Below are 21,425 nucleotides of genomic sequence, written 5' to 3'. Positions count from 1 at the left end.
GGCCGCGCGCGCTCTTGAAGGAGGAGGTTGGGGGGCGCCTCCTCCTTTCATCCGACGTCATTGGGGCGACGTCTGACGCCGGTTGAACACCAGGAGAAGAAGGCTGACCGTGAGCAGGATCACGCCCGCGATCATCTTCAGCTCCGCATCGGTCGCGGTCTTCGGCAGCTGGATCGTGCCGGGAGCTTGCGTGGCGACCGGTGACCGCTTCAGCGCAGCGAGCTGCACCTTGCCGTCGCCACCGTCGGCGCGCCGCTCGCCCGGGACGGCCGGCAGACTCGGGCGCTCGCCGAACAGCTTCGCAAAATCCCAGCCGGCGGGCAGGTTGAGCGGGAGTTCGCTCAACTTCAGCGGCTCGCCTTCGGGACGGCTCGGCGTCTTGTCGACCGCGACAAGGCTGGTCAGCCGCGTCACGAGCTGATGCTCCAGCGCCAGCGCGAGGATGGTCTTGTCGGCGTCCTCGGGACTCTCTTGTCGCGTGGTGCGCGCCACCTCGGCATCGGCGATCTTGCGGCGCGCCCACAGTTTCGACAGGCCCTTGCCCTCGGCGGCATTCGCGAGCGGCAGCGTCACGCTCCACGGACGGTCGCCGATGCGGCCCTTGATCTCGACCGAGCCGGTCAGCTTGTCGAGCTTGGCGGCCAGCACCAGCGGCTCGTCGCGATAGACGTCGGGCAGCGCCGACGGCGTCAGATCGGCCGTCGCCTCGGAGAATTTCGCCGAGAGGTTCGTCACCGCCGGGTTCTCGAGCCTGGCGAACAGGCCGCGCATGCGCTCGTCGACCTGCTCGACCGAGCCGATATGGGTGAAGGTGCCGCGGCCGAGCTCGGCGGCGCGCGTCATCAGATAGGTGTTCGGCGCCGAGCCGATCCCGACCATGAATACCCGCGAGCGTCCGCGGAGCGCGCTGATGGTCTCGAACAATTGCTGCTCGTTGCCGATGGCGCCGTCGGTCAGGAACACGACCTGCCGGACGTAATTGGCGTCGTCGTGGTTGGTGTCTGACAGCGCCGCGCGCATCGCCGGCACCATCTCGGTGCCGCCGCGGGCCTGCAGCGCGCTGACGAACGCCGTCGCGTTGCCGATATTGGCGCTGTTGGCCGCGACCGGTGCCGGAAACAGCGTATCCATGGTGTCGTCGAACCGGATCACGTTGAAGCGATCGGTCGGCTGCAGGCGACCGAGCGCGTAAGTCAGGCTCGCCTTGGCCTGGATGATCGAGGTGCCGCCCATCGAGCCGGAATTGTCGATCACGAAGATCACCTCACGCGGCAACGGTTTCTGCTGCGGCTGCTCGACCGACGGCGGGGTGACGAAGGCGAGCAGATAGTCGGAATTGCCGACATGCTCGCGGAACAGCCCGACCGACGGCGCCTTCTCGGCGGCCGGCTTCCAGGTCAGCTCGAAATCACGATCGGCCGGCACCGGGCCTTCGGCGAGCTTGACGATGCGCGTGGTGCTGTCGGGGCTCTCGATCCTGACCTGATGGAAATGGCTCTTCACCTCGCCGAGCGGGAAGCCGGCGTTGAGGTGCACCGTGACGTTGGTTGGATTGACCGGCGCATTCTGGGCGGGATCGAGCACTTCGGAGGAGATGCGGTCGCGGTCCGGCACCGGATCGGTGGTGCCCCAGCCGTTGCCGTCGGCGCGAAGGTCGACGCTCTGCACCACCGGGCGCGGATTGTAGCGTGGGCCGACCACCATCGGCACCCGCAGCGAGAATTCGCTGCCGTTCTGCTGCACCGGCTCCTGATACTCGATCTGCACCAGCACGGTTTCGCCGGGGCCGATATTGGCGACCGAATTGGTGAAGATGTTGGGCCGCTCCTGTTCGGTGAGCGCGGCCTTCTGGCCGTTCTGCTTGGCCTGCTCATAGATCGCGCGAGCCTGCTGCCGCTCCTTGATGTCGCCGACCACGACGCGGTCGCCGACCACCATCTTCAGCGTGTCGACCGCGCCGCCCGCCGGCAGCGGATAGACATAGGTCGCCTCCACCCAGTCCTTGGTCGGGTTGCGGAAGATCTGCGTGACGCGGGCGCGGACGGTCGGGCCCGACACCGTGAGGTCGACATCGACGCCGAGCCTGAGCGCATCCCTGTAGCCATCGTCGGTCTTGAACAGCAGCGAGCCGGAGCGCGCATCGCTTGGCCGCAGCACCGCCTGTTGCGGCAGCTCGGCCGACCACACCGGATCGAAACTCACGAATAAGGCCGCAAAGCCGATCACCAGCGCGGCCACACCTTCCACCAGGAAGAACAGCGCAATGCGCATCCTGCGCGACAGGCGGATCTGCGGGCTGCTCTCACATGCATCGTAAATCGTCATTTTCGTCACTCCCGAGCGAGGCTTTCGCTGCCTCGCGATCATGGAGAACGGCGGTTTTGGCGCGAGCAGAATGATCGGCAATGATTGGCCGCGGTCCGGCGCGGCCCGCCGCCGCGGGAGGCGGGTTTGTGCGGTTTTGTGATGGGTTGTGCGGTCTGCTAGACTGCGCGGAATCAAGGGGAACCGGGCAGGAATCTGGATGCCGACGCCTGACAAGCAGCTGTCCGCCGAGCAGAGCCGGCAGGTCGCGGAGACCATTCGCGAGGAAATCGCGCGCCGCCGAATCTCGCGGCAGGCGCTGGCCGAGCAGGCGAAGCTGAGCCTCTCGACGTTGGAAAAGGTGCTCGGCGGCCGCCGCCCGTTCACGCTGGCGACCACGGTGCGGCTGGAGCAGGCGCTGGGTGTGTCCCTGCGTAAGCTGCCGGAGACGATCACGGTGGCCGCACCCGCCAATGGCGGGATCGCGCCCGACAGCCTCGGATCCTACTCCCGCCGCGCGGTGGCGCGGATCGAGGGCACCTACATCACGGTGCGTCCGTCGTTCGGCGAACAGGGCGCGCTCTATGCCTATCGCACCGAGATTACCTGGGACGAAGCGTCATCGTCGCTCGGCTTTCGCGAGGGCGAACGGCAGGATGCCGATTACACCCAGTATGGCGAGGTGGCGGTGCCCAATGAATCCGGCTTCGTCTACCTCGTGACCAACCGACACGGCCAGCATCGCGTGATCACGGTGTCGCGCCCGCGCAATTCCGGCGAGATGTACGGCATCATCACGACCTTGCTTGCTGGCCGCGGCTCGCTGCTGACGCCGGTCGCCGCGCCGATCGCGTTCCTGCCGGTGAAGAACGTGCCCAAGCCGAGCCTCGGCCGGGTGTCGGCGGACGATGCGAACTACGCCGCCTATCGCGAGCATCTGCGTCGCACGATCGACGAGCCGTTCGCGATCTTTTTGCCGGGATAATCGACCGGCTACGTCAACTTCACGATGCCAATCCCGTCATCCCCGCGCAAAGGCTTCGCCTTTGTCGCTGGAGGAGCGCGTAGCGCGTCTCGAAGGATGCACGGCCACCGACCGGGCCGTCGACCCTTCGAGACGCCGCTTCGCGGCTCCTCAGGGTGACGGTGAGATAGCTTGCGCGTCGCTCGGCTCGGCATCACCAGCGATCCGTAAAAACAACGAAGCCGCCCGGATGGGCGGCTTCGCGATGGCTGATGTGGGCGTCCTGCGCTGCGCTAGCCGCCGGTCTCGGCGCTGATGATGTCGCCGAACAGCTCCCACTGCCCGTTCTTGAACTGCATCATCTTAAGCTGCTCGACCGGCGCGAAGTCGGTCGCGCTGGTGTTGATCCGGATGCCGGGGATCAGCGTGTCGGGCGTGAAGTCCTTGAGGCTGGCGGCCTGCTTCATCACGTTTTCACGCGTCAGGTTGTCACCGGCCTGCTTCAGCACCTGCACCATGGTCTGCGCCGCGGCGTAGCCATAGACCAGATTGGCGTCGGCGAGGTTGGCGCCCGGCATGTACTTCTCGGCGAAGGCCATGAACTTCTTCATGCCCTCATCATTCTTCCACTGCGGATCGGACGCGTCCTTCAGATAGCCGGCCGACAGCACGCCTTCCGAGGCCTCGAGCCCGGCGGGCTTCATGACCGCGCCGATCGAGATCGAGACGTCGGTCATCACCTGCACCGGCTTCCAGTTGAGCTCGGCGATCTTCTTGATCGCCTGCGCCGCGAATTTCGGCGTCGAGATGTTGACGAATACGTCGGCGCCGGTGTCCTTCAGCTTGACGATGTGGGAGTCGATCGACGGCTCGGTGGTCTCGTAGCTCTCTTCGGCGACGATCTTGACGCTCGACTTGTCGAGGATCTCCTTCAAGCCGACCAGGTAGTCCTTGCCGAAATCGTCATTGGCATAGAAGATCGCGACCTTGGCATCCGGCTTGGCCTTCAGGATGTACTTGCCGAAGATCCGCGCCTCGACGCGATAGCTCGGCTGGAAACCCATGGTCCAAGGGAAATCCTTCGGATCGTTCCACTTGCTGGCGCCGGTAGCGAGGAACAGCTGCGGCACCTTCTTGGCGTTGTGATACTTCTGCACCGCGGTCTGGGTCGGCGTGCCCAGCGCGTTGAACACCAGGAAGACTTCGTCGCTCTCGATCAGCTTGCGGATCTGCTCCACGGTCTTCGGCGGCGAGTAGCCGTCGTCATAGGAGATCCAGTTGATCTTGCGGCCGTTGATGCCGCCCTGGTCGTTGATCATCTTGAAATAGGCTTCTTCGGTCTTGCCGATGACGCCGTAGGCGGAGGCAGGACCGCTATAGGCCTCGACATTGCCGATCTTGATCTCGGTGTCGGAGGCGCCGGTATCATATTTCTTTTGAGCAAAGGCGGCCTGGGTGGAGAGCAGGCAGAGCGCCGTGGCGGCCGCCAGCAGCGGCAGTGTTGTTGTTTTCATAAAGGCAATTTCCTCGATTGATCTTGGTTGGGGACTTACGCAACGAACCCGCAGCCGGTCCCGGCAGACGGCAACGGGGTAATCCTTGTCGCGGCGAATTCCGGAACGCGCGGCGCGCGTCTGGCTCACGCCGCGGTATCGGTTGGCTTCGGCCGGCTGAATTGTTGCCGGAGCGTCGGCTTATGAATTTTGCCTGTCGCGTTCCGCGGCAGGACCTCGATGAATTCGATCAGGCGCGGGCACTTGAACCGCGCCAGATTGGCCTGGCAATGCGCGTGGACCTCGGCCGGGGTCAGCGAATGGCTTGGCTTTACGGCAATGATCGCCATGCCGACTTCGCCCCATTGCTCGTCGGGGATGCCGATGACAGCGGCCTCGGCGACGGCGGCCAATTGATGCAGCACGCTCTCGACCTCGGCCGGATAGACGTTCTCGCCGCCCGAGATGTACATGTCCTTCCAGCGGTCGACGATGTAGTAGAAGCCTTCCTCGTCGATCCGCGTGGCGTCGCCGGTGTGCAGCCAACCGTCGGTGAAGGAGGAGGCGTTGGCGTCCGGCCTGTTCCAGTAGCCCGGCGTGATGTTCGGGCCCTTGACCCAGAGTTCGCCGAGCTCGCCGACCGCGGCGTCGCTGCCGTCGGGCCGCACGATGCGGACCTCGGTGTGCAGCACCGGCTTGCCGGAGGAGCCGGCCTTGCGCGCGGCATCCTCGCGGTCGAGCACCATCACCGCCGGCGAGGTCTCGGTCATGCCGTAGCCCTGCTGCAGCGCGACGCCGCGCGCCTCCCAGGTCTTGAGCAACGGCACCGGCATCGGCGCGCCGCCGACGCCGCCGATGACGAGGCGGCTGAAATCCGCTGATGCGAAGGCCGGATGCTGCGCCATGAACTGGTAGATCGCGGGGACGCCGAAGAATACGTTGATGCCTTGCGCCGGGTCGCTGATCAGCTTCAGCGCCTCGCCGGGATCGAAGGCGCGCATGATCAGCACAGTGCCGCCGGCATGCAGCACCGGGTTGGTGTAGCAATTCAGCCCGCCGGTGTGGAACAGCGGCAGCACCGTGAGCAGCACCGAGGCCGGCGAGATGTAGGCGGGGCCGCCGAGATTGACGCAATTCCAGAACGTCATCCCATGCGTAATGATCGCGCCCTTGGGCTGGCCCGTCGTCCCCGAGGTGTACATGATGGTCGAGATGTCATCGAGCATGACCTCCTCGAACCGCTCGAGCGGCGTGGCTGCCGCAATGCCGGCCTCATAGGCGCCGCCCGGGCCGAGCCTCACGGTCGCAGCGACATCGCAGAGCTTTGCCACCGCAAGCGCGGTCTCGGCGAGGTCGTCGTCGTGGACCATCACCTTCGGCGCGGCGTCGCCGGTGATGTAGCGCAGTTCGGGAACGGTGAGACGGGTGTTGAGCGGCAGGAAAATCGCGCCGATCCGGAAGCAGGCGAACTGCAGCTCCAGCGTATCCGTCGTGTTCAGCGCCAGCACTGCGACGCGGTCGCCGCGGGCGACCTTCAGCGCGTCGCGCAGCCAGGCGCCGAGCCGCGACACGCGGGCGTCAAGCTCCTTGTAGCTGAAGCGGCGTCCGCTGGCGAGATCGACAAGCGCCATCTTGTCCGGCGTGCGCCGGCGATGATGCGCGATCCAGTCGTAATAACGAACCGGCAAATTTCCCTCCTCCGGAACGGCAGTCTTGCGCCGCCTGTTCCTGGCTCAATTGATGCCATGAATTGGCAGTGGAGGGGGCGTATTAGGATACTGTCTTGCGTTTAGTGGCTGGCAGATCGCCGGACCGGACGCCGGCACCGATGGCAGCCACTCGACGCAAGTGAACCGGGAAAAATCCGGACATCGTCGACGGGAAGAATCAACGGAGCATGCGGATGGCAAACCCGTTCTACACCGGCGAGCATGAGGCCTTTCGCGAGGTGATGCGGCGCTTTGTTGCCAGGGAAATCGAGCCATATGCCCATCAATGGGACGAAGACGGCGAGTTTCCGCGCGAACTCTATGCCAAGGCATCCGCGATCGGGCTGCTCGGTCTTGGCTTCCCCGAAGAGTATGGCGGCATCGCCGCCGACCAGTTCATGAAGATCGTGGCTTCGCAGGAGCTGGCGCAGGCCGGCGCCGGCGGCGTCTCCTCGAGCCTGATGAGCCACACCATCGGCTCGCCGCCGATCGCCCGCGCCGCGCGGCCCGAGGTCAAGGCGCGGGTGCTGCCGGAGGTGCTCGCGGGCAAGAAGATCTCCGCGCTCGCGATCACCGAGCCGAGCGGCGGCTCCGATGTCGCGAACCTGCGCACCAGGGCGCGGCGCGAGGGCGATCATTACGTCGTCTCCGGCGAGAAGACCTTCATTACCTCGGGCATGCGGGCCGACTACCTGACGGTTGCGGTGCGTACCGGTGGCGAGGGCTCCGGCGGTGTCAGCCTGCTGTTGATTGAAGGCAATACGCCGGGCCTCTCCCGCACCAAGCTGAAGAAGATGGGCTGGTGGGCGTCGGATACTGCGACACTTCATTTCGACGAATGCCGCGTGCCGGTCGAGAATTTGATCGGCGAGGAAGGTCAGGGCTTCAAGATCATCATGCAGAACTTCAACAGCGAGCGCATGGGCATGGCGGCGAGCTGCACCGCCTATGCGCGCGTCTGCCTCGACGAGGCGGTCGCCTATGCCAAGGAGCGCAAGACGTTCGGCAAGCCGATCGCCCAACACCAGGTGATCAGGCACAAGATCGTCGACATGGCGCAGAAGGTCGCGGCCTCGCAGGCGATGCTGGAGATGCTGGCGTGGCGGCTCGGCCACGGCGAAAGCCCGGTCGCCGAGATCTGCATGATGAAGAACCAGGCGACCCAGACCATGGCGCACTGCGCCTCCGAGGCGGTGCAGATCTTCGGCGGCGCCGGCTTCATGCGCGGCGTCAAGGTCGAACGCATCTACCGCGAGGTCAAGGTCAACGCGATCGGCGGCGGTACCGAGGAGATCATGAAGGATCTCGCCAGCCGGCAGATGGGATTGTGAGATCAGTGTGTCGTCATGCCCGGGCTTGTCCCGGGCATCCACGTCTTTCTTTTCGGCGACAAACAAGACGTGGATGGCCGGGACAAGCCCGGCCATGACGGAATAGAAGCTTTGACGGAGTTACATAGCAAAATGCTCTTCACCGCCGACCACGACGAACCGCGCCGCGCTCTACAAAAGTTCATCGCGGCCGAGATCAACCCTCATGTCGACGAATGGGAGAAGGCCGACATCTTCCCGGCGCATGAGCTGTTCAAGAAGCTCGGCGATCTCGGTTTCCTCGGCCTCAACAAGCCGGTCGAGTTCGGCGGTCAGGGACTGGATTATTCCTACGCGCTGATGATGGCCGAGGAGCTCGGGGCCATCACCTGCGGCGGCGTGCCGATGGCGATCGGGGTGCAGACCGATATGGCGACGCCGGCGCTGGCGCGGTTCGGCTCCGACGAGGTGCGGCGCGAATTCCTGGTGCCGGCGATCGCCGGCGACCAGGTCGCCTGCATCGGCGTCTCCGAACCCGGCGCCGGCTCCGACGTCGCCTCGATCAAGACCCATGCGCGCTCCGACGGCGACGACTACGTCATCAATGGCGGCAAGATGTGGATCACCAACGGCACCCAGGCCGACTGGATCTGCCTGCTGGCCAATACCAGCGACGGTCAGGTCCACCGCAACAAGTCGCTGATCTGCGTGCCGATGAAGACCAGGGGCGTGCAGGTCGCGCGCAAGCTCGACAAGCTCGGCATGCGCTCGTCCGACACCGCGCAAATCTTCTTCGACAATGTGAGGGTGCCGAAGCGCAACCGGATCGGCGAGGAGGGCCAGGGCTTCACCTACCAGATGATCCAGTTCCAGGAGGAACGGCTGTGGGGCGCGGCGGCCTGCCTGAAGGCGCATGAATTCATCATCAACCAGACCATCGACTACACCCGCGGCCGCAAGGCGTTCGGCGGCTCGATCCTGGACAATCAGGTGGTGCACTTCAAGCTCGCGGAAATGCAGACCGAGGTCGAGCTGCTGCGCTCGCTGATTTATCGTGCCGGCGAGGCGCTGGTCGCGGGCGAGGACGTGACCCGGCTCGCGACCATGGCCAAGCTGAAGGCCGGCCGGCTCGGCCGCGAGCTCACCGACGCATGCCTGCAATATTGGGGCGGCATGGGCTTCACCAACGAGACGCCGGTCAGCCGCGCCTATCGCGACAGCCGCCTGACCTCGATCGGCGGCGGCGTCGACGAGGTCATGCTCATGGTATTGTGCAAGATGATGGGCACGCTGCCTGGCCTGAAGCAAAAGGGAAACGCCTGATGATCACGCTCTATCACTGCGACGCCGCGCGCTCGTTCCGTCCGCTGTGGATGCTGGAGGAGCTTGGGCTGCCCTATGAGCTGAAGATGCTGCCGTTCCCGCCGCGCGTGTTCGCCAAGGAATATCTCGGCATCAATCCGCTCGGCACCATCCCGTTCATGATCGATGGCGAGACCAGGATGACGGAGTCGTCAGGCATCTGCCATTACCTCGGCACGAAATACGGCCCGACGCCGCTGATTGTCGGCGTCGACGAGCCGGCCTATGGCGCGTTCCTGAACTGGATGTATTTTTCCGACGCGACGCTGACCTTCCCGCAGACGCTGGTGCTCCGCTACAGCCAGCTCGAACCGGAGGAGCGGCGCAACCCGCAGGTCTCGGGCGATTATGCAAAATGGTTCCTGGGCCGGCTGCGCGCGGTGGAAGCTGCCGCCGCGAAGTCGGAATTCCTCTGCGCGGAACGCTTCACGGCGGCCGACATCACGAACGGTTATGCGCTGCGGCTTGCCAGCAATATCGGTCTCGCCAAGGATTTCGGGCCGAATGTCGCGGCCTATTGGGCGCGGCTGCAGCAGCGCGACGGCTACCAGCGCGCGGTGGCGGCGGAGCAAAAAGCCGGGCAGGAACAGAACGTTGCGCCGCGGACGCGGCCGTAAGTTTTCCGTCGTTCCGGGGCAATGCGCAGCATTGAACCCGGAACCTCGAGATTCCGGGTTCGATGCGTCGCATCGCCCCTGAATGACGACATTTCGCATCGGTGACAGCTTGCGAATTTGCGTTATGGTAGCTCCGCCGCAGCGGCCCAAAGAGTCGCGCGAGGAGGAACCGCCATGGACGCGATCGTGGACGCGAAGTGCCAGAGCTCCAGCCAGCAATCCGGTCACCGGATGCTGATTACGCCGGAACGGGTGTTCTATGCCGGGCTGCTCGGACGCCCGCGCGAGCGCTGTCCCGGCGCATTCCATGTCTATGTCGCGATCCGCGACGGGCTGCATCTGTCGACCAGCGACGGCCGCGAGTCGCATGGCGAGATCGCGGTGACGATGCCGAACCTGCGCCACACCATCACCAGCGAATATCGCTCGGCGATCTGCGTCGCGATCGAGCCGGAGAGTGTGCCCGACGGCACGCTTGAGGCGGTCGCCCGCCGTTTGCAAGGACCGGACTCTCATCTGTTCGCCAATCGCATCCGGAACGCCTATGCGACGCTCGCCGAGATGCAGCATCGCGATGCGATCGCGAATGCCGAGTTCGATACCATGTGCTTCGGCGACGCGCTGCCGCAGCGTGTGCTCGATCCGCGTGTCGTGCGCGCGATCGGCCGCATCGGGCAGTTCTCCGGCGAGCCGGTGACGGCGGCAGGCTGCGCCGCCGAGGCCGGGCTATCGCCCTCGCGCTTCCTGCATCTGTTCAAGGAGGAGACCGGGATCTCGTTCCGCTCCTTCCGCGCCTGGAAACGCGCGCGGCATCTGCTGCACTTCGCCAACCAGGACATCAACCTCGCGCATCTCGCGCAGGATATCGGCTATCCCGACTCGACGCATTTCAGTCATTCGATTCGTCGCTTCTATGGCTTGAAGCCGCGCGCGATCTTCTCCGGCTCGCGGGACCTTGCGATCTATCGCACCGGACAGGCGGCAAGCGAGCGCGCGTTGACTTAGACTGTCGTCCCGGCGAAAGCCGGACCCATACCGCGTGATCTATCCGTCATGCGGGATGGCAACGCGCTGTTAAACAATAAGCAGCGGTGGTTATGGGTCCCGGCTTTCGCCGGGACGACGGCTAGAAATTCGCGCCCTGGATCACCTCGCCGAACCGCAGCCAGCCGGGCCCTTCGATCCGTTGCAGCTGAAGCTGCTGCAGCGGGTGATGATTGGTCGGGCTGGTGTTGACGCGGATGCCGGGCAACAGCGTCGGGACCTCGATGTCCTTCAGGTTGTTGGCCTGCGCCATGATGTTGTCGCGGCTGAAATTGCCCTTGCATTGCTCGAGCACGATCTTCAAGACCTGCGCCACCGTGTAGGCGTAGAGGTTGTAGCCCTCCTTCGGATTGCCGTCGGGGAAGTACTTTTCCATGAAGGCGAGGAAGTCCTTCACGCCGGGATCATTGGCCCAGGCAGGGTCGGCGACGTCCTTGACATAGGCCGACGAGATCGTGCCCTGCGACTTGTCGAGGCCGACAGGCGCAATGGTCGATGAGATCGAGGCGGCGCCGCTGGCGATGAAGTGCATCGGCTTCCAGCCGAGCTCATAGATCTTGCGAATCGACTGCGCGCAGAACTTTGCCGTGGTGCCCGAGATCAGCACATCGGGATTGGCGCCGCGCAGCGCCACGATCTGGGAATCGATCGTGGGATCGGTGACCTCGTGCGAAGCCACCACGGCTGCGGTCGCGAACCGCTCGCCGAGCACGTCCTTGGCTCCGGCGACGAAATCCTTGCCGAGATCGTCGTTCTGGTAGAGCACCGCGAATTTCGCGTTCTTGTTCTGGCTCAGCGCGTATTTGACGAACACCTGCGCCTCGGTCCGCGCGCTCGGCGCAAAGCCCATGGTCCAGGGATAGGTCTTGTAGTCGCCCCATTTGTCGCCGTTCACCGACAGGAACAGGTGCGGCACCTTGGCGGCGTTGATGTATTTGACGACAGACGAGTTCGGCGCGGTGCCGAGCATGTTGAACAGGAAGGCGACATTGTCGCTTTCGATCAGGCGGCGCACCTGCTCGACCGTCTTCGCCGGATTGAACGCGTCGTCGTAGTAGATGTACTTGATCTGCCGGCCGGCGATGCCGCCCTGCTCGTTCAGCATCTTGAAATAGGCTTCCTGGCAGCGCGCCTGTACGCCGAGCGCGGACACCGGGCCGCTCAGGGAGGTGGTGCTGCCGATCCTGATCTCGGTCGCGGTGACGCCGGGCGTGTCCTCGGCAAGTGAAGCTCGGACGCCTGCGACTGCGGCAAGCCCCACGCCTGCCGCGCGGGTAAGCCATGCGCGCCGGTTGATCGAGATCATGACTTTCTCCCCGTGATGCCGGCTTGTTGCGCCGCTTCTGCTTACAGCAAGGCTATGCGTCACGCGGGCGTCGCGTCTTGTGTTAACCGGCTGGCGGCGGATTGTGTCGTGAGCGCATCCACTTAGCCAGTCAACGCAAGATGGCGCGAAGGCAAAGTTCTCATCATAGCAAGATCAGCAGCGCATGTGCGCTGCAAAGCGGACAAGAGACCCATGAGCGACAAGGCCGTCATCACCTGCGCGCTGAACGGCGTGCTTACCGACCCGAAGCAGCACAACGTTCCGGTGACGCCGGAACAGATGGCGCGCGAGGCCAGGGCCGCGTTCAACGCCGGCGCCAGCATCATGCACATCCATCTGCGGCAGCAGGAGCCGAACAAGGGCCATCTGCCGTCGTGGGACGTCGGCGTCAGCAAGGAGATCCAGCAGGCGATCCGCGAGGCCTGCCCCGGCGTGATCATCAACCACACCACCGGCACGTCAGGCCCGAACTACCAGGGCGCGCTCGATTGCGTGCGCGAAACCCGGCCCGAGATCGCGGCCTGCAATGCCGGCTCGCTGAACTATCTCAAGGTCAAGGCCGACAACACCTGGGCCTGGCCGCCGATGATGTTCGATAACGCCGTCGAGAAGGTGCAGGACTATCTCGACGTGATGAAAGCGGCCGGCACCATCCCCGAATTCGAATGCTTCGATGTCGGCATCGTGCGCTGCGTCGGCATGTACCGGCAGACCGGGATGTATTCCGGCCCGCTCGAATACAATTTCGTGATGGGCGTCGCCTCGGGCATGCCGGCCGATCCGGAGTTGTTGCCGATCCTGTTGAGGCTGAAGGCGCCGGAGGCGCATTGGCAGGTCACCGCGATCGGTCGTGCCGAGATCTGGCCGCTGCACCAGCGCGCCGCCGATCTCGGCGGCCATCTGCGCAGCGGGCTCGAGGATACGTTCTATCTCGGCGACGGCACCAAGGTGACGTCGAACGGGCAGCTCGTCGAAGGGCTCGCCGCCTGCGCGCGCCGCGCCGGCCGCGAGATCGCGAGCCCCGCGGAAGCGCGGCAGATTTTCGGGGTAAGGCAATAGGGACACGCCAGCCGTCATTGCGAGCGCAGCGAAGCACTCCATCTTGCCGTTTGGACAGTATGGATTGCTTCGTCGCTTCAGCGCAAAATTGCTTTGCAATCTTGTCGCGAGCTCCTCGCAATGACGAGGCAGGAGGACATACATGCACAATCTCGCAGCACCCGGTGGCGTCACCGGGCCGGGCCGCATCGGGCGGGTCGCGATCGGTGACCTCCTGAAGCGTGCCGCGCGGCGATTTCCGGATCGCATCGCGCTGACCGATGGCAACCGGCAGGTCACCTTTACCGAGCTCGAGCGCGACGCCAATCGCTTCGCCAATCATCTGGTGCAGCGCGGGCTGAAGCCAGGCGAAAAGATCTCGACCATCTGCAACAACTCCGTCGAATTCGTCAAAGCGCTGTTCGGCATTCACCGCGCCGGCCTGGTCTGGGTGCCGATCAACACCATGCTCGGACCGTCTGACATGGACTACATCCTCGGCCATGCCGAGGTGCGTTTCGCCGTCATCGACGACGCCCTTCATGCCCAGGCTGACCGCCGCGCCGCGCTGGAAGCGCGCGGCATGGAGATGATCGCGATCGACCTGACCGGCAATGCCGGCAAGACCGGATTGCAGGAGTTCAACGGTCTGCTGGAGGGACAGTCCGATATCGAGCCTGACATCGAGATCAACGACCGCGACCTCGCGATGATCATCTATACGTCAGGCACGACCTCGCGGCCGAAGGGCGCGATGCATTGTCACCTCGCCGTGGTCATGGCCGTGATGAGCAACTGCATCGAGATGCAGCTCTCGCGCGATGACGGGATCACCGGGCAGTTTCCGCTGTTCCACTGCGCCGGCCACGTGCTGCTGCTCAGCTATCTCTCGGTCGGCGGCCGCATGGCGCTGATGCGCGGCTTCGATCCGGTCGCCTGCATGGAGGCGATCGTGCGCGATAAGCTCACTGTGTTCGTCGGTCTGTCCTTGATGTACCAGGCGATCCTCGACCATCCGCGCCGGCGCGACTACGACCTGTCGGGTCTGCGCTGCTGCATCTACACCATGGCGCCGATGGGCAAGCCGCTGCTCGAGCGCGCCATCGCCGATCTCTGTCCGAACTTCGTGCTGTCCAGCGGCCAGACCGAGATGTATCCGGCGACGACGATGTCCCGCCCGGAGGTGCAGCTCGACCGCTTCGGCAACTATTGGGGCGAATCGCTGATCGTCAACGAGACCGCGATCATGGACGACAATGGCAACCTGCTGCCGCGCGGCGAGATCGGCGAGCTGGTGCATCGCGGGCCCAATGTGATGATGGGCTACTACAAGGACCCCAGATCGACCGAGGAGGCGCGCAAGTTCGGCTGGCATCATACCGGCGATCTTGCCCTGATCGACGGCAATGGCGAGGTGCTGTTCCTCGACCGCAAGAAGGATATGATCAAGTCGGGCGGCGAGAACGTTGCCTCCGTCAAGATCGAGGAGACGTTGCTGGCGCACCCCGCCGTGCAGAATGCCGCCGTGGTCGGCCTGCCGCATCCGCAATGGGGCGAAGCGGTCTCCGCCTTCGTCAAGCTGAAACCCGGCGCGGTGGCCGACGAGGCCGGCATCGAGGCGCATTGCAGAAAGCATCTCGGTGGCTTCCAGGTGCCGAAGCTGGTGCGTATCCTCGAGGAGATGCCGATGACCGCGACTGGCAAGCTGCGCAAGGTCGAACTGCGGCAGCAATACAGTGGGCATTTTGTGGAGCGCGCCTAGTGGCCATCATCGAGAACACGATTTCCACCGGCAGCGCCGCGTTCCAGGGCAATCGCGACGGCATGCTGGCGTTGATCGCCCGGATGCGCGCCCTGGAGGAGCGGACGCGCGCAGCCTCCGCCGTGGCAAAGGACCGCTTCCACAAGCGCGGCCAGCTGTTGCCGCGCGAGCGCGTCGCGCTGGTGCTCGATCCCGGCTCGCCCTTCCTCGAACTGTCGACGCTCGCCGGCTACATGTTCGACGTGGCGGATGCGGACAAGAGCGTGCCCGGCGGCGGACTGGTCGCCGGTATCGGATTCGTCTCCGGCATCCGCTGCATGGTCAGCGCCAATGATGCCGGCATCGACGCGGGCGCGTTGCAGCCCTACGGCCTCGACAAGACGCTGCGGGTGCAGGAACTTGCGCTGGAGAACAAGCTGCCCTATGTGCAGCTGGTTGAGAGCGCCGGCGCCAATCTGCTGCGCTACCGTGTCGAGGACTTCGTCCGCGGCGGCAACATCTTCCGCAACCTGGCGCGGCTGTCGGCGGCGGGGCTTCCCGTCGTCACCGTCACCCACGGCTCCTCGACCGCGGGCGGCGCCTACCAGACGGGCCTGTCCGACTACATCGTGATGGTGCGCGGCCGCACCCGCGCCTTCCTCGCCGGTCCGCCTCTGCTCAAGGCCGCCACCGGCGAGATCGCGACCGAGGAGGAGCTCGGCGGCGCCGAGATGCACACCTCGATTTCGGGCCTCGGCGATTATCTCGCCGAGGACGACCGCGACGCACTGCGCATCGCGCGCGACATCATGGCCAAGCTGCCTTGGGATCGTCCGGACCGCGAACCGGCTGCGTTCAAGCCGCCGCGCTATGACGCCGAGGAACTGCTCGGCATCATGCCGATGGATCACAAGCGTCCCGTCGACATGCGCCAGGCGATCGCGCGCTTCATCGACGATTCCGACTTCACCGAGTTCGGCGCCAATTACGGTCCGGCGACGGTCTGCGGCCATGCCCGCATCCAGGGCCAAGCGATCGGCATCATCACCAATAATGGCCCGCTCGATGTGCCCGGCGCCAACAAGGCGACGCATTTCATCCAGGCCTGCTGCCAGTCGCGCACGCCGATCCTCTACATGAACAACACCACCGGCTACATGGTGGGCCGGGCCTATGAAGAGGCCGGCATGATCAAGCACGGCTCGAAGATGATCCAGGCGGTGACCTCGGCGACGGTGCCGCAGATCACGCTGTATTGCGGCGCCTCGTTCGGCGCCGGCAATTACGGCATGTGCGGCCGCGGTTTCCACCCGCGCTTCTGCTTCTCCTGGCCCAACGCCAAGACCGCCGTGATGGGCGGCGAGCAGGCCGCCGAAACCATGGCGATCGTCACCGAAGCCGCCGCCGCGCGGCGCGGCAAGCCGATCGAGAAGGAGAAGCTGGACGCGATGAAGGCGCAGATCACAGGGGTGTTCGACAGCCAGATGGACGTGTTCTCGACCAGCGCCCGCGTGCTCGACGACGGCGTGATCGATCCGCGCGACACGCGGACGGTGCTGTCAGAGGTGCTTTCGATCTGCCGCGAGGCCGAGGCCCGCACCCCGCAGCGCATGCAGTTCTCGGTGGCGCGGCCATGAGCGGTACCATCGTGAAGCGGACGCCGTTCTTCAAGATCCTGATCGCCAATCGCGGCGAGATCGCGCTGCGCATCATGCGGTCGGCACGGCGGCTCGGCCATGGCGTCGTCGCGGTCTATTCGGACGCCGACCGCGACGCGCTGCATGTGCGCGAGGCCGACCAGGCCGTGCGAATCGGCGAGGCGCTGCCGGCGCAATCCTATCTGAAGATCGACGCGATCATCGCCGCCGCCAAGGCGAGCGGCGCCGGCGCGGTGCATCCCGGCTATGGTTTCCTCGCCGAGAACGAGGATTTTGCGCAGGCCTGCCGCGATGCGGGTCTGGTGTTCATCGGTCCGTCGCCGGAAGCGATCCTTGCGATGGGTAACAAGGCCGGCGCCAAGGAGATTATGCAGCGGGCCGGCGTGCCCTGCGTGCCTGGCTATCAGGGCGCCGACCAGAGCGATGCCGTGATGCTGGCGGAAGCCAGGACGATCGGCTTTCCCGTGATGATCAAGGCGGTCGCCGGCGGCGGCGGCCGCGGCATGCGGCTGGTTACCGATGCGGCGGCATTTCCCGATGCGCTGCGCAGCGCGCGGTCGGAGGCGCAGGGCGCGTTCGGCGATCCAACCGTCATTCTGGAGCGCGCGATCGTCAATCCCCGCCACATCGAGATCCAGGTGTTCGGCGACCGCCATGGCAACGCCATCCATCTCGGTGAGCGCGATTGCTCGGTGCAGCGGCGGCACCAGAAGCTGGTCGAGGAGGCGCCGTCGCCGGCGGTGACGCCGGAACTGCGCGCGCGGATGGGCGCGGTCGCGGTGCAGGCGGTCAAGGCGATCGGCTACGAGGGTGCGGGCACGCTGGAGTTCCTGCTCGATCGCGCCGGCAATTTCTACTTCATGGAGATGAACACGCGGCTGCAGGTCGAGCATCCCGTCACCGAGGCGATCACCGGGCTCGATCTGGTCGAATTGCAGCTGCGCGTCGCCAGTGGCGCGCCGCTCGGCTTGACCCAAGAGGACATCAAGTTCTTCGGCCATGCCATCGAAGTCCGCCTCTGCTCGGAGGATGCCGCGCACGATTTCATGCCGCAATCCGGCACGATGGCGCGGTGGCAGATGCCCGACGGCATCCGCGTCGAGCACGCGCTGCAGTCCGGCTCGGAGATTCCGCCGTTCTATGATTCGATGATTGCCAAAGTCATCAGCCAAGGCACGACCCGCGCGGAGGCACGCGGCAAGCTGATCTGCGCCCTGGAGCAGCTCACCGCCTTCGGCATCACGACCAATCAGGGCTTCCTGATCGATTGCCTGCGCCATCCGGTCTTTGCCAGGGGCGAGGCGACCACGGCCTTCATCGGCGACAACCGCGAAGCGCTGCTCGCGGTCCGGCCCGATCGCGGCAGCGATGTCGCGCTTGCGGCGCTGCTGCTCTACGTTACCCATCCGCACGCGCCGCCATGGCAGCGCGGCCGGTCGCTGTCAGCGACATTCCCGCTCGGCCTGCGAATCGATCTCGGCCACGGCGTGCAGGAGATCGAGATTGTCCGCGAGCGCGACGGCAGCTATCTCGCGATCCGCAACGGCGATCGCTTCAGCTTCGTCATCGACGAGCTCGGCCAGGACAGCATCCGCTTCCACCACGATGGGGTGATGGAGCATGCCCAATTCCTGCGCGATGGCGATCGGCTCTATATCCTGCATCGCGGCGTCACGCTGGCCGCACGCGATCTCACGCTTGCGCCGCCGGAGAGCGCGACGGCGGCCGGCGGCGACGGCAAGGTCCGCGCCGCCATGAACGGCCGGGTCGTCGCGGTGCTGGTGAAGCCGGGCGACAAGGTCGCGGCCGGCCAGCCGGTGATGACGCTGGAAGCGATGAAGATGGAGCACGTCCACACTGCCGGCGTCGCAGGCACGGTGTCGTCGATCGATGTTGCCGAGGGCGAGCAGGTGACGACGGGGAAGATCGTGGTGGAGATCGAGGGGACGACACTGATTTATGAGGCCGCTTGCCCCGTCCCTTCATTCAGCCAGCAGGCGACCTGATGCGCCGGGCCGGCCGCCTGCAGCACCGGGCGTTCGGTCTTGCAGCGATCCATCGCGTAGCGGCAGCGGGTGTGAAAGGCGCAGCCTGAAGGTGGATTGATCGGGCTCGGGACATCGCCGTCAATCAGGGGAGCGGTGCGTTTCGCCTTCGGATCGGCGATCGGCACCGAGGCGAGCAGCGCCTGGGTGTAGGGATGGCGCGGATTGGCGAACAGCTCGTGCTTGTCGGCGATCTCGACAATGCGGCCGAGATACATCACCGCGACGCGGTGGCTGATATGGGCGACGACAGCGAGATCGTGCGCGATGAACAGATAGGAGAAGTTCTGCTGGCGCTGCAGGTCGATCAACAGATTGATCACCTGCGCCTGGATCGAGACGTCGAGTGCCGAGACCGGCTCGTCGCAGACGATCAGCCGCGGCCCGAGCGACAGCGCGCGCGCGATGCAGATGCGCTGGCGCTGGCCGCCGGAGAACTGGTGCGGGAAATTCTTCATCTGGTCGGGCCGCAGGCCGACCTGCTGGAACAGCTCCGCGACACGCTCCTGTTTTTTCGCGCCGGTCGCAAGGCCATGTACAATGAGGGGCTCGCCGACGATGTCGCCGGCCGTCATGCGCGGGTTGAGCGAGGCGAACGGATCCTGGAACACGATCTGCATCGAGCGCCGGTACGGCCGCAGCGCAGTCTTGCTGAGCGGCGCGATGTCCTCGCCATCCAGCTTGATGGCGCCGCTGGTCGGCTCGACCAGCCGCAGCACGGTGCGCGCCACCGTCGACTTGCCGCAGCCGGATTCGCCGACCAAGCCAAGTGTCTCGCCGGCGCCAAGCGCGAAGCTGACGCCGTCGACCGCATGCACGGTGCCGACCTGCCGGCGCAGCACACCGCCGCGTACCGCATAGTGCTTGACGAGGTCGGTCACCTCGAGGAGCGGGCGTTGTTCGGTCATGACGCCTCCGCTATCTCGCCGGCGCGCCAGCACGCAGCCCAATGATTGCTCTTGATCTCGTCGAGCGGTGGATACTCCTGCCGGCAGCGGTCGACCGCCAGCTTGCAGCGCGGCGCGAAGGCGCAGCCCGGCGGCAGCCTGGTCAGCGACGGCACCATGCCGGGGATTTCGGTCAGCCGCGCATCGGTCTTGGCGCCGAGCGCGATCACCGCCGGCATCGAGGCCATCAGCCCGCGCGTGTAGGGATGCAGCGGCGTCTCGAACAAAGCTTCGACCGTCGCCTCCTCGACCTTTTTGCCGGCATACATCACGATCACGCGCTGCGCGGTTTGCGCGACGACGCCGAGGTCGTGGGTGATCAGGATCAGCCCGGTGCCGAGCCGCTTTTGCAGATCGACGATCAGCGCCAGGATCTGCGCCTGGATGGTGACGTCGAGCGCCGTGGTCGGTTCGTCCGCGATCAGGAGCGCCGGCCGGCACGCCAGCGCCATTGCGATCATGGCGCGCTGGCGCATGCCGCCGGACAGCTGATGCGGATATTCCTGCGCGCGGCGCTCCGGCTCCGGGATGCGCACCAGCCGCAGCATGTCGACGGCCTGCTTCCAGGCCTCCTTGCTGCTCACCTTCTGGTGCAGCCGCACCGCCTCGATGATCTGGTCGCCGATCCGCATCACCGGATTGAGCGAGGTCATCGGCTCCTGGAAGATCATGGAGATGCGGTTGCCTCTGATATCGCGCATCGCGGCATCGTCGAGCTTCAGCAGGTCGGTGCCCTCGAGCGTCACCGAGCCGCCGACGATGCGGCCGGGCGGATCGGGCACCAGCCGCATGATCGACAGCGCGCTGACGCTCTTGCCGCAGCCGGATTCGCCGACGATTGCCAGCGTTTCGCCGCGACGGACCGAGAACGAGACGTCGTCGACCGCGCGGAACAGACCGGAGTTGGTGAAGAACACCGTCTGCAGGTTCTTCACGTCGAGAATCGTATCGAGCGTCTTGGCCTCGCTCATCAGCCGCGCTGCCTCGGATCGAGAATATCACGCAACGCATCGCCGAACAGATTGGTGCCGAACACCGCGAGGCTGATCGCAATGCCGGGGAAGATGACGAGCCACGGCGCGGTGCGGACATATTCGGCGGCGGATTCGGACAGCATGCGACCCCAGGACGGATAAGGCTCGGGGATGCCGAGGCCAAGGAACGACAGCGACGCTTCGGTCAGGATGGTCGAGCCGAGTTGCGCGGTGGCGAGCACGATCAGCGGCGCGATGGTGTTGGGCAGCACGTGGCGCAGCGCGATCCGCATCTCGCTCATGCCGATCGATTTGGCGGCCTCGACGAACGGTTGCTCGCGCAGCGCCAGCGTGTTGGCGCGGATCACGCGTGCGACCGTCGGGATCAGGGGAATTGCGATCGCCAGGATCACGTTCGGCAGCGAGGGGCCGAGCGCCGCCGTCATCACGAGCGCGAGCACCAAGAGCGGCAGCGATTGCAGGATGTCGGTCACCCGCTGGAACACGAGGTCGACCCAGCCGGAGAGATAGCCGGAGGCGAGGCCCACGATCACGCCGAGCGTGGCGCCGAGCGTCGTCGAGCCGATGCCGACCGCGAGCGAGATCCGCGCGCCGTGGATGATGCGGCTCCAGACGTCGCGGCCGAAGGAATCGGTGCCGAACCAGTGCAGCGCGGACGGCGCAGCCAGCCGGTGCGCGGAATCGACGCTGAGCGGATCGTAGCGGCTGATGACGTTAGCGAAGATCGCGGTCAGCACGAACAGCAGCATGATGACGAGGCCGACCGTGCCGAGCACATGGCGCTGTGCGAGGAACGCAAACCGTCCCCAGCCGCCGGTGGCGTTGGCCCCGGCACGTCGCAATTCGCTGTCGAAATTGATCGTTGCCAAGC

16 protein-coding genes are annotated in these 21,425 nt (G+C 65.4%); 9 read left to right on the top strand and 7 right to left on the bottom strand.

The window, feature by feature from the left end; all coding sequences use genetic code 11:
- Positions 1 to 57: 57 nt before the first annotated feature.
- Positions 58 to 2,271: a marine proteobacterial sortase target protein gene (locus tag JEY66_RS41055; protein ID WP_370146020.1), complete on the bottom strand. Its 2,214-nt coding sequence runs from the start codon at positions 2,269 to 2,271 to the stop codon at positions 58 to 60.
- A gap of 253 nt (positions 2,272 to 2,524) precedes the next feature.
- Between JEY66_RS41055 and JEY66_RS41050 the strand changes: the two genes are divergently transcribed.
- The gene (locus tag JEY66_RS41050) at positions 2,525 to 3,289 is read left to right on the top strand and encodes a helix-turn-helix domain-containing protein (RefSeq protein WP_016842255.1); all 765 of its coding nucleotides are present in this window, start codon (positions 2,525 to 2,527) and stop codon (positions 3,287 to 3,289) included.
- A gap of 272 nt (positions 3,290 to 3,561) precedes the next feature.
- Here JEY66_RS41050 and JEY66_RS41045 read toward each other — a convergent pair whose 3' ends face one another.
- Entirely contained in the window at positions 3,562 to 4,782 is a 1,221-nt protein-coding gene (locus tag JEY66_RS41045; RefSeq protein WP_018269465.1) for an ABC transporter substrate-binding protein, read from the bottom strand.
- 125 nt (positions 4,783 to 4,907) lie between these two features.
- Positions 4,908 to 6,449: an acyl-CoA synthetase gene (locus JEY66_RS41040; RefSeq protein ID WP_016842253.1), complete on the bottom strand. Its 1,542-nt coding sequence runs from the start codon at positions 6,447 to 6,449 to the stop codon at positions 4,908 to 4,910.
- 215 nt (positions 6,450 to 6,664) lie between these two features.
- Here JEY66_RS41040 and JEY66_RS41035 point away from each other — a divergent pair, with 215 nt between their 5' ends.
- The 4 genes from JEY66_RS41035 (at position 6,665) to JEY66_RS41020 (ending at position 10,764) form a co-directional block, all read left to right on the top strand.
- Positions 6,665 to 7,801: an acyl-CoA dehydrogenase family protein gene (locus JEY66_RS41035; RefSeq protein WP_018269466.1), complete on the top strand. Its 1,137-nt coding sequence runs from the start codon at positions 6,665 to 6,667 to the stop codon at positions 7,799 to 7,801.
- A gap of 132 nt (positions 7,802 to 7,933) precedes the next feature.
- Complete coding sequence (locus tag JEY66_RS41030; RefSeq protein WP_018269467.1) at positions 7,934 to 9,103, top strand: acyl-CoA dehydrogenase family protein; 1,170 nt, start codon at positions 7,934 to 7,936, stop codon at positions 9,101 to 9,103.
- On the top strand, positions 9,103 to 9,759 hold the full coding sequence (locus JEY66_RS41025; protein ID WP_016842250.1) for a glutathione S-transferase family protein: 657 nt from the start codon (positions 9,103 to 9,105) through the stop codon (positions 9,757 to 9,759). The genes JEY66_RS41030 and JEY66_RS41025 overlap by 1 nt, the downstream gene beginning before the upstream one ends.
- A 174-nt stretch (positions 9,760 to 9,933) precedes the next feature.
- Positions 9,934 to 10,764 (top strand): helix-turn-helix domain-containing protein, encoded by an 831-nt coding sequence (locus tag JEY66_RS41020; protein ID WP_016842249.1) that lies wholly within the window; start codon positions 9,934 to 9,936, stop codon positions 10,762 to 10,764.
- A 121-nt stretch (positions 10,765 to 10,885) separates the two neighbouring features.
- Here the strand turns inward: JEY66_RS41020 and JEY66_RS41015 are convergent, their stop codons facing one another.
- A complete protein-coding gene (locus JEY66_RS41015; RefSeq protein WP_016842248.1) occupies positions 10,886 to 12,109 on the bottom strand; it encodes an ABC transporter substrate-binding protein in 1,224 nt (407 codons plus the stop codon).
- Positions 12,110 to 12,322: 213 nt separating this feature from the next.
- Here JEY66_RS41015 and JEY66_RS41010 point away from each other — a divergent pair, with 213 nt between their 5' ends.
- The 4 genes from JEY66_RS41010 (at position 12,323) to JEY66_RS40995 (ending at position 18,573) form a co-directional block, all read left to right on the top strand.
- The gene (locus tag JEY66_RS41010) at positions 12,323 to 13,189 is read left to right on the top strand and encodes a beta-keto acid cleavage family enzyme (RefSeq protein WP_016842247.1); all 867 of its coding nucleotides are present in this window, start codon (positions 12,323 to 12,325) and stop codon (positions 13,187 to 13,189) included.
- Between the two features lie 142 nt (positions 13,190 to 13,331).
- Positions 13,332 to 14,930, top strand: a complete 1,599-nt coding sequence (locus JEY66_RS41005; RefSeq protein ID WP_016842246.1) for an AMP-binding protein — start codon at positions 13,332 to 13,334, stop codon at positions 14,928 to 14,930.
- Positions 14,930 to 16,546, top strand: a complete 1,617-nt coding sequence (locus JEY66_RS41000; protein ID WP_018269468.1) for an acyl-CoA carboxylase subunit beta — start codon at positions 14,930 to 14,932, stop codon at positions 16,544 to 16,546. The genes JEY66_RS41005 and JEY66_RS41000 overlap by 1 nt, the downstream gene beginning before the upstream one ends.
- A complete protein-coding gene (locus JEY66_RS40995) occupies positions 16,543 to 18,573 on the top strand; it encodes an acetyl/propionyl/methylcrotonyl-CoA carboxylase subunit alpha (RefSeq protein WP_018269469.1) in 2,031 nt (676 codons plus the stop codon). Before JEY66_RS41000 ends, JEY66_RS40995 begins: the two co-directional genes overlap by 4 nt.
- Here the strand turns inward: JEY66_RS40995 and JEY66_RS40990 are convergent.
- From JEY66_RS40990 to JEY66_RS40980, 3 genes are read right to left on the bottom strand one after another with little or no spacing between them, the layout of a single operon-like run.
- Positions 18,525 to 19,520 carry an ABC transporter ATP-binding protein gene (locus tag JEY66_RS40990; RefSeq protein ID WP_018269470.1) on the bottom strand — a complete coding sequence of 332 codons (996 nt, stop codon included), beginning with the start codon at positions 19,518 to 19,520 and terminating at the stop codon, positions 18,525 to 18,527. The genes JEY66_RS40995 and JEY66_RS40990 overlap by 49 nt on opposite strands.
- Positions 19,517 to 20,530: an ABC transporter ATP-binding protein gene (locus JEY66_RS40985; RefSeq protein WP_018269471.1), complete on the bottom strand. Its 1,014-nt coding sequence runs from the start codon at positions 20,528 to 20,530 to the stop codon at positions 19,517 to 19,519. Before JEY66_RS40985 ends, JEY66_RS40990 begins: the two co-directional genes overlap by 4 nt.
- The gene (locus JEY66_RS40980; protein ID WP_016848340.1) at positions 20,530 to 21,423 is read right to left on the bottom strand and encodes an ABC transporter permease; all 894 of its coding nucleotides are present in this window, start codon (positions 21,421 to 21,423) and stop codon (positions 20,530 to 20,532) included. Before JEY66_RS40980 ends, JEY66_RS40985 begins: the two co-directional genes overlap by 1 nt.
- Positions 21,424 to 21,425 lie beyond the last annotated feature (2 nt).

It is taken from the genome of Bradyrhizobium elkanii USDA 76, from assembly GCF_023278185.1.
GTDB classification, from domain to species: domain Bacteria; phylum Pseudomonadota; class Alphaproteobacteria; order Rhizobiales; family Xanthobacteraceae; genus Bradyrhizobium; species Bradyrhizobium elkanii.
Note: the sequence above shows the minus strand (reverse complement) of the source record. Positions and strands in the feature narration are given on the sequence as shown.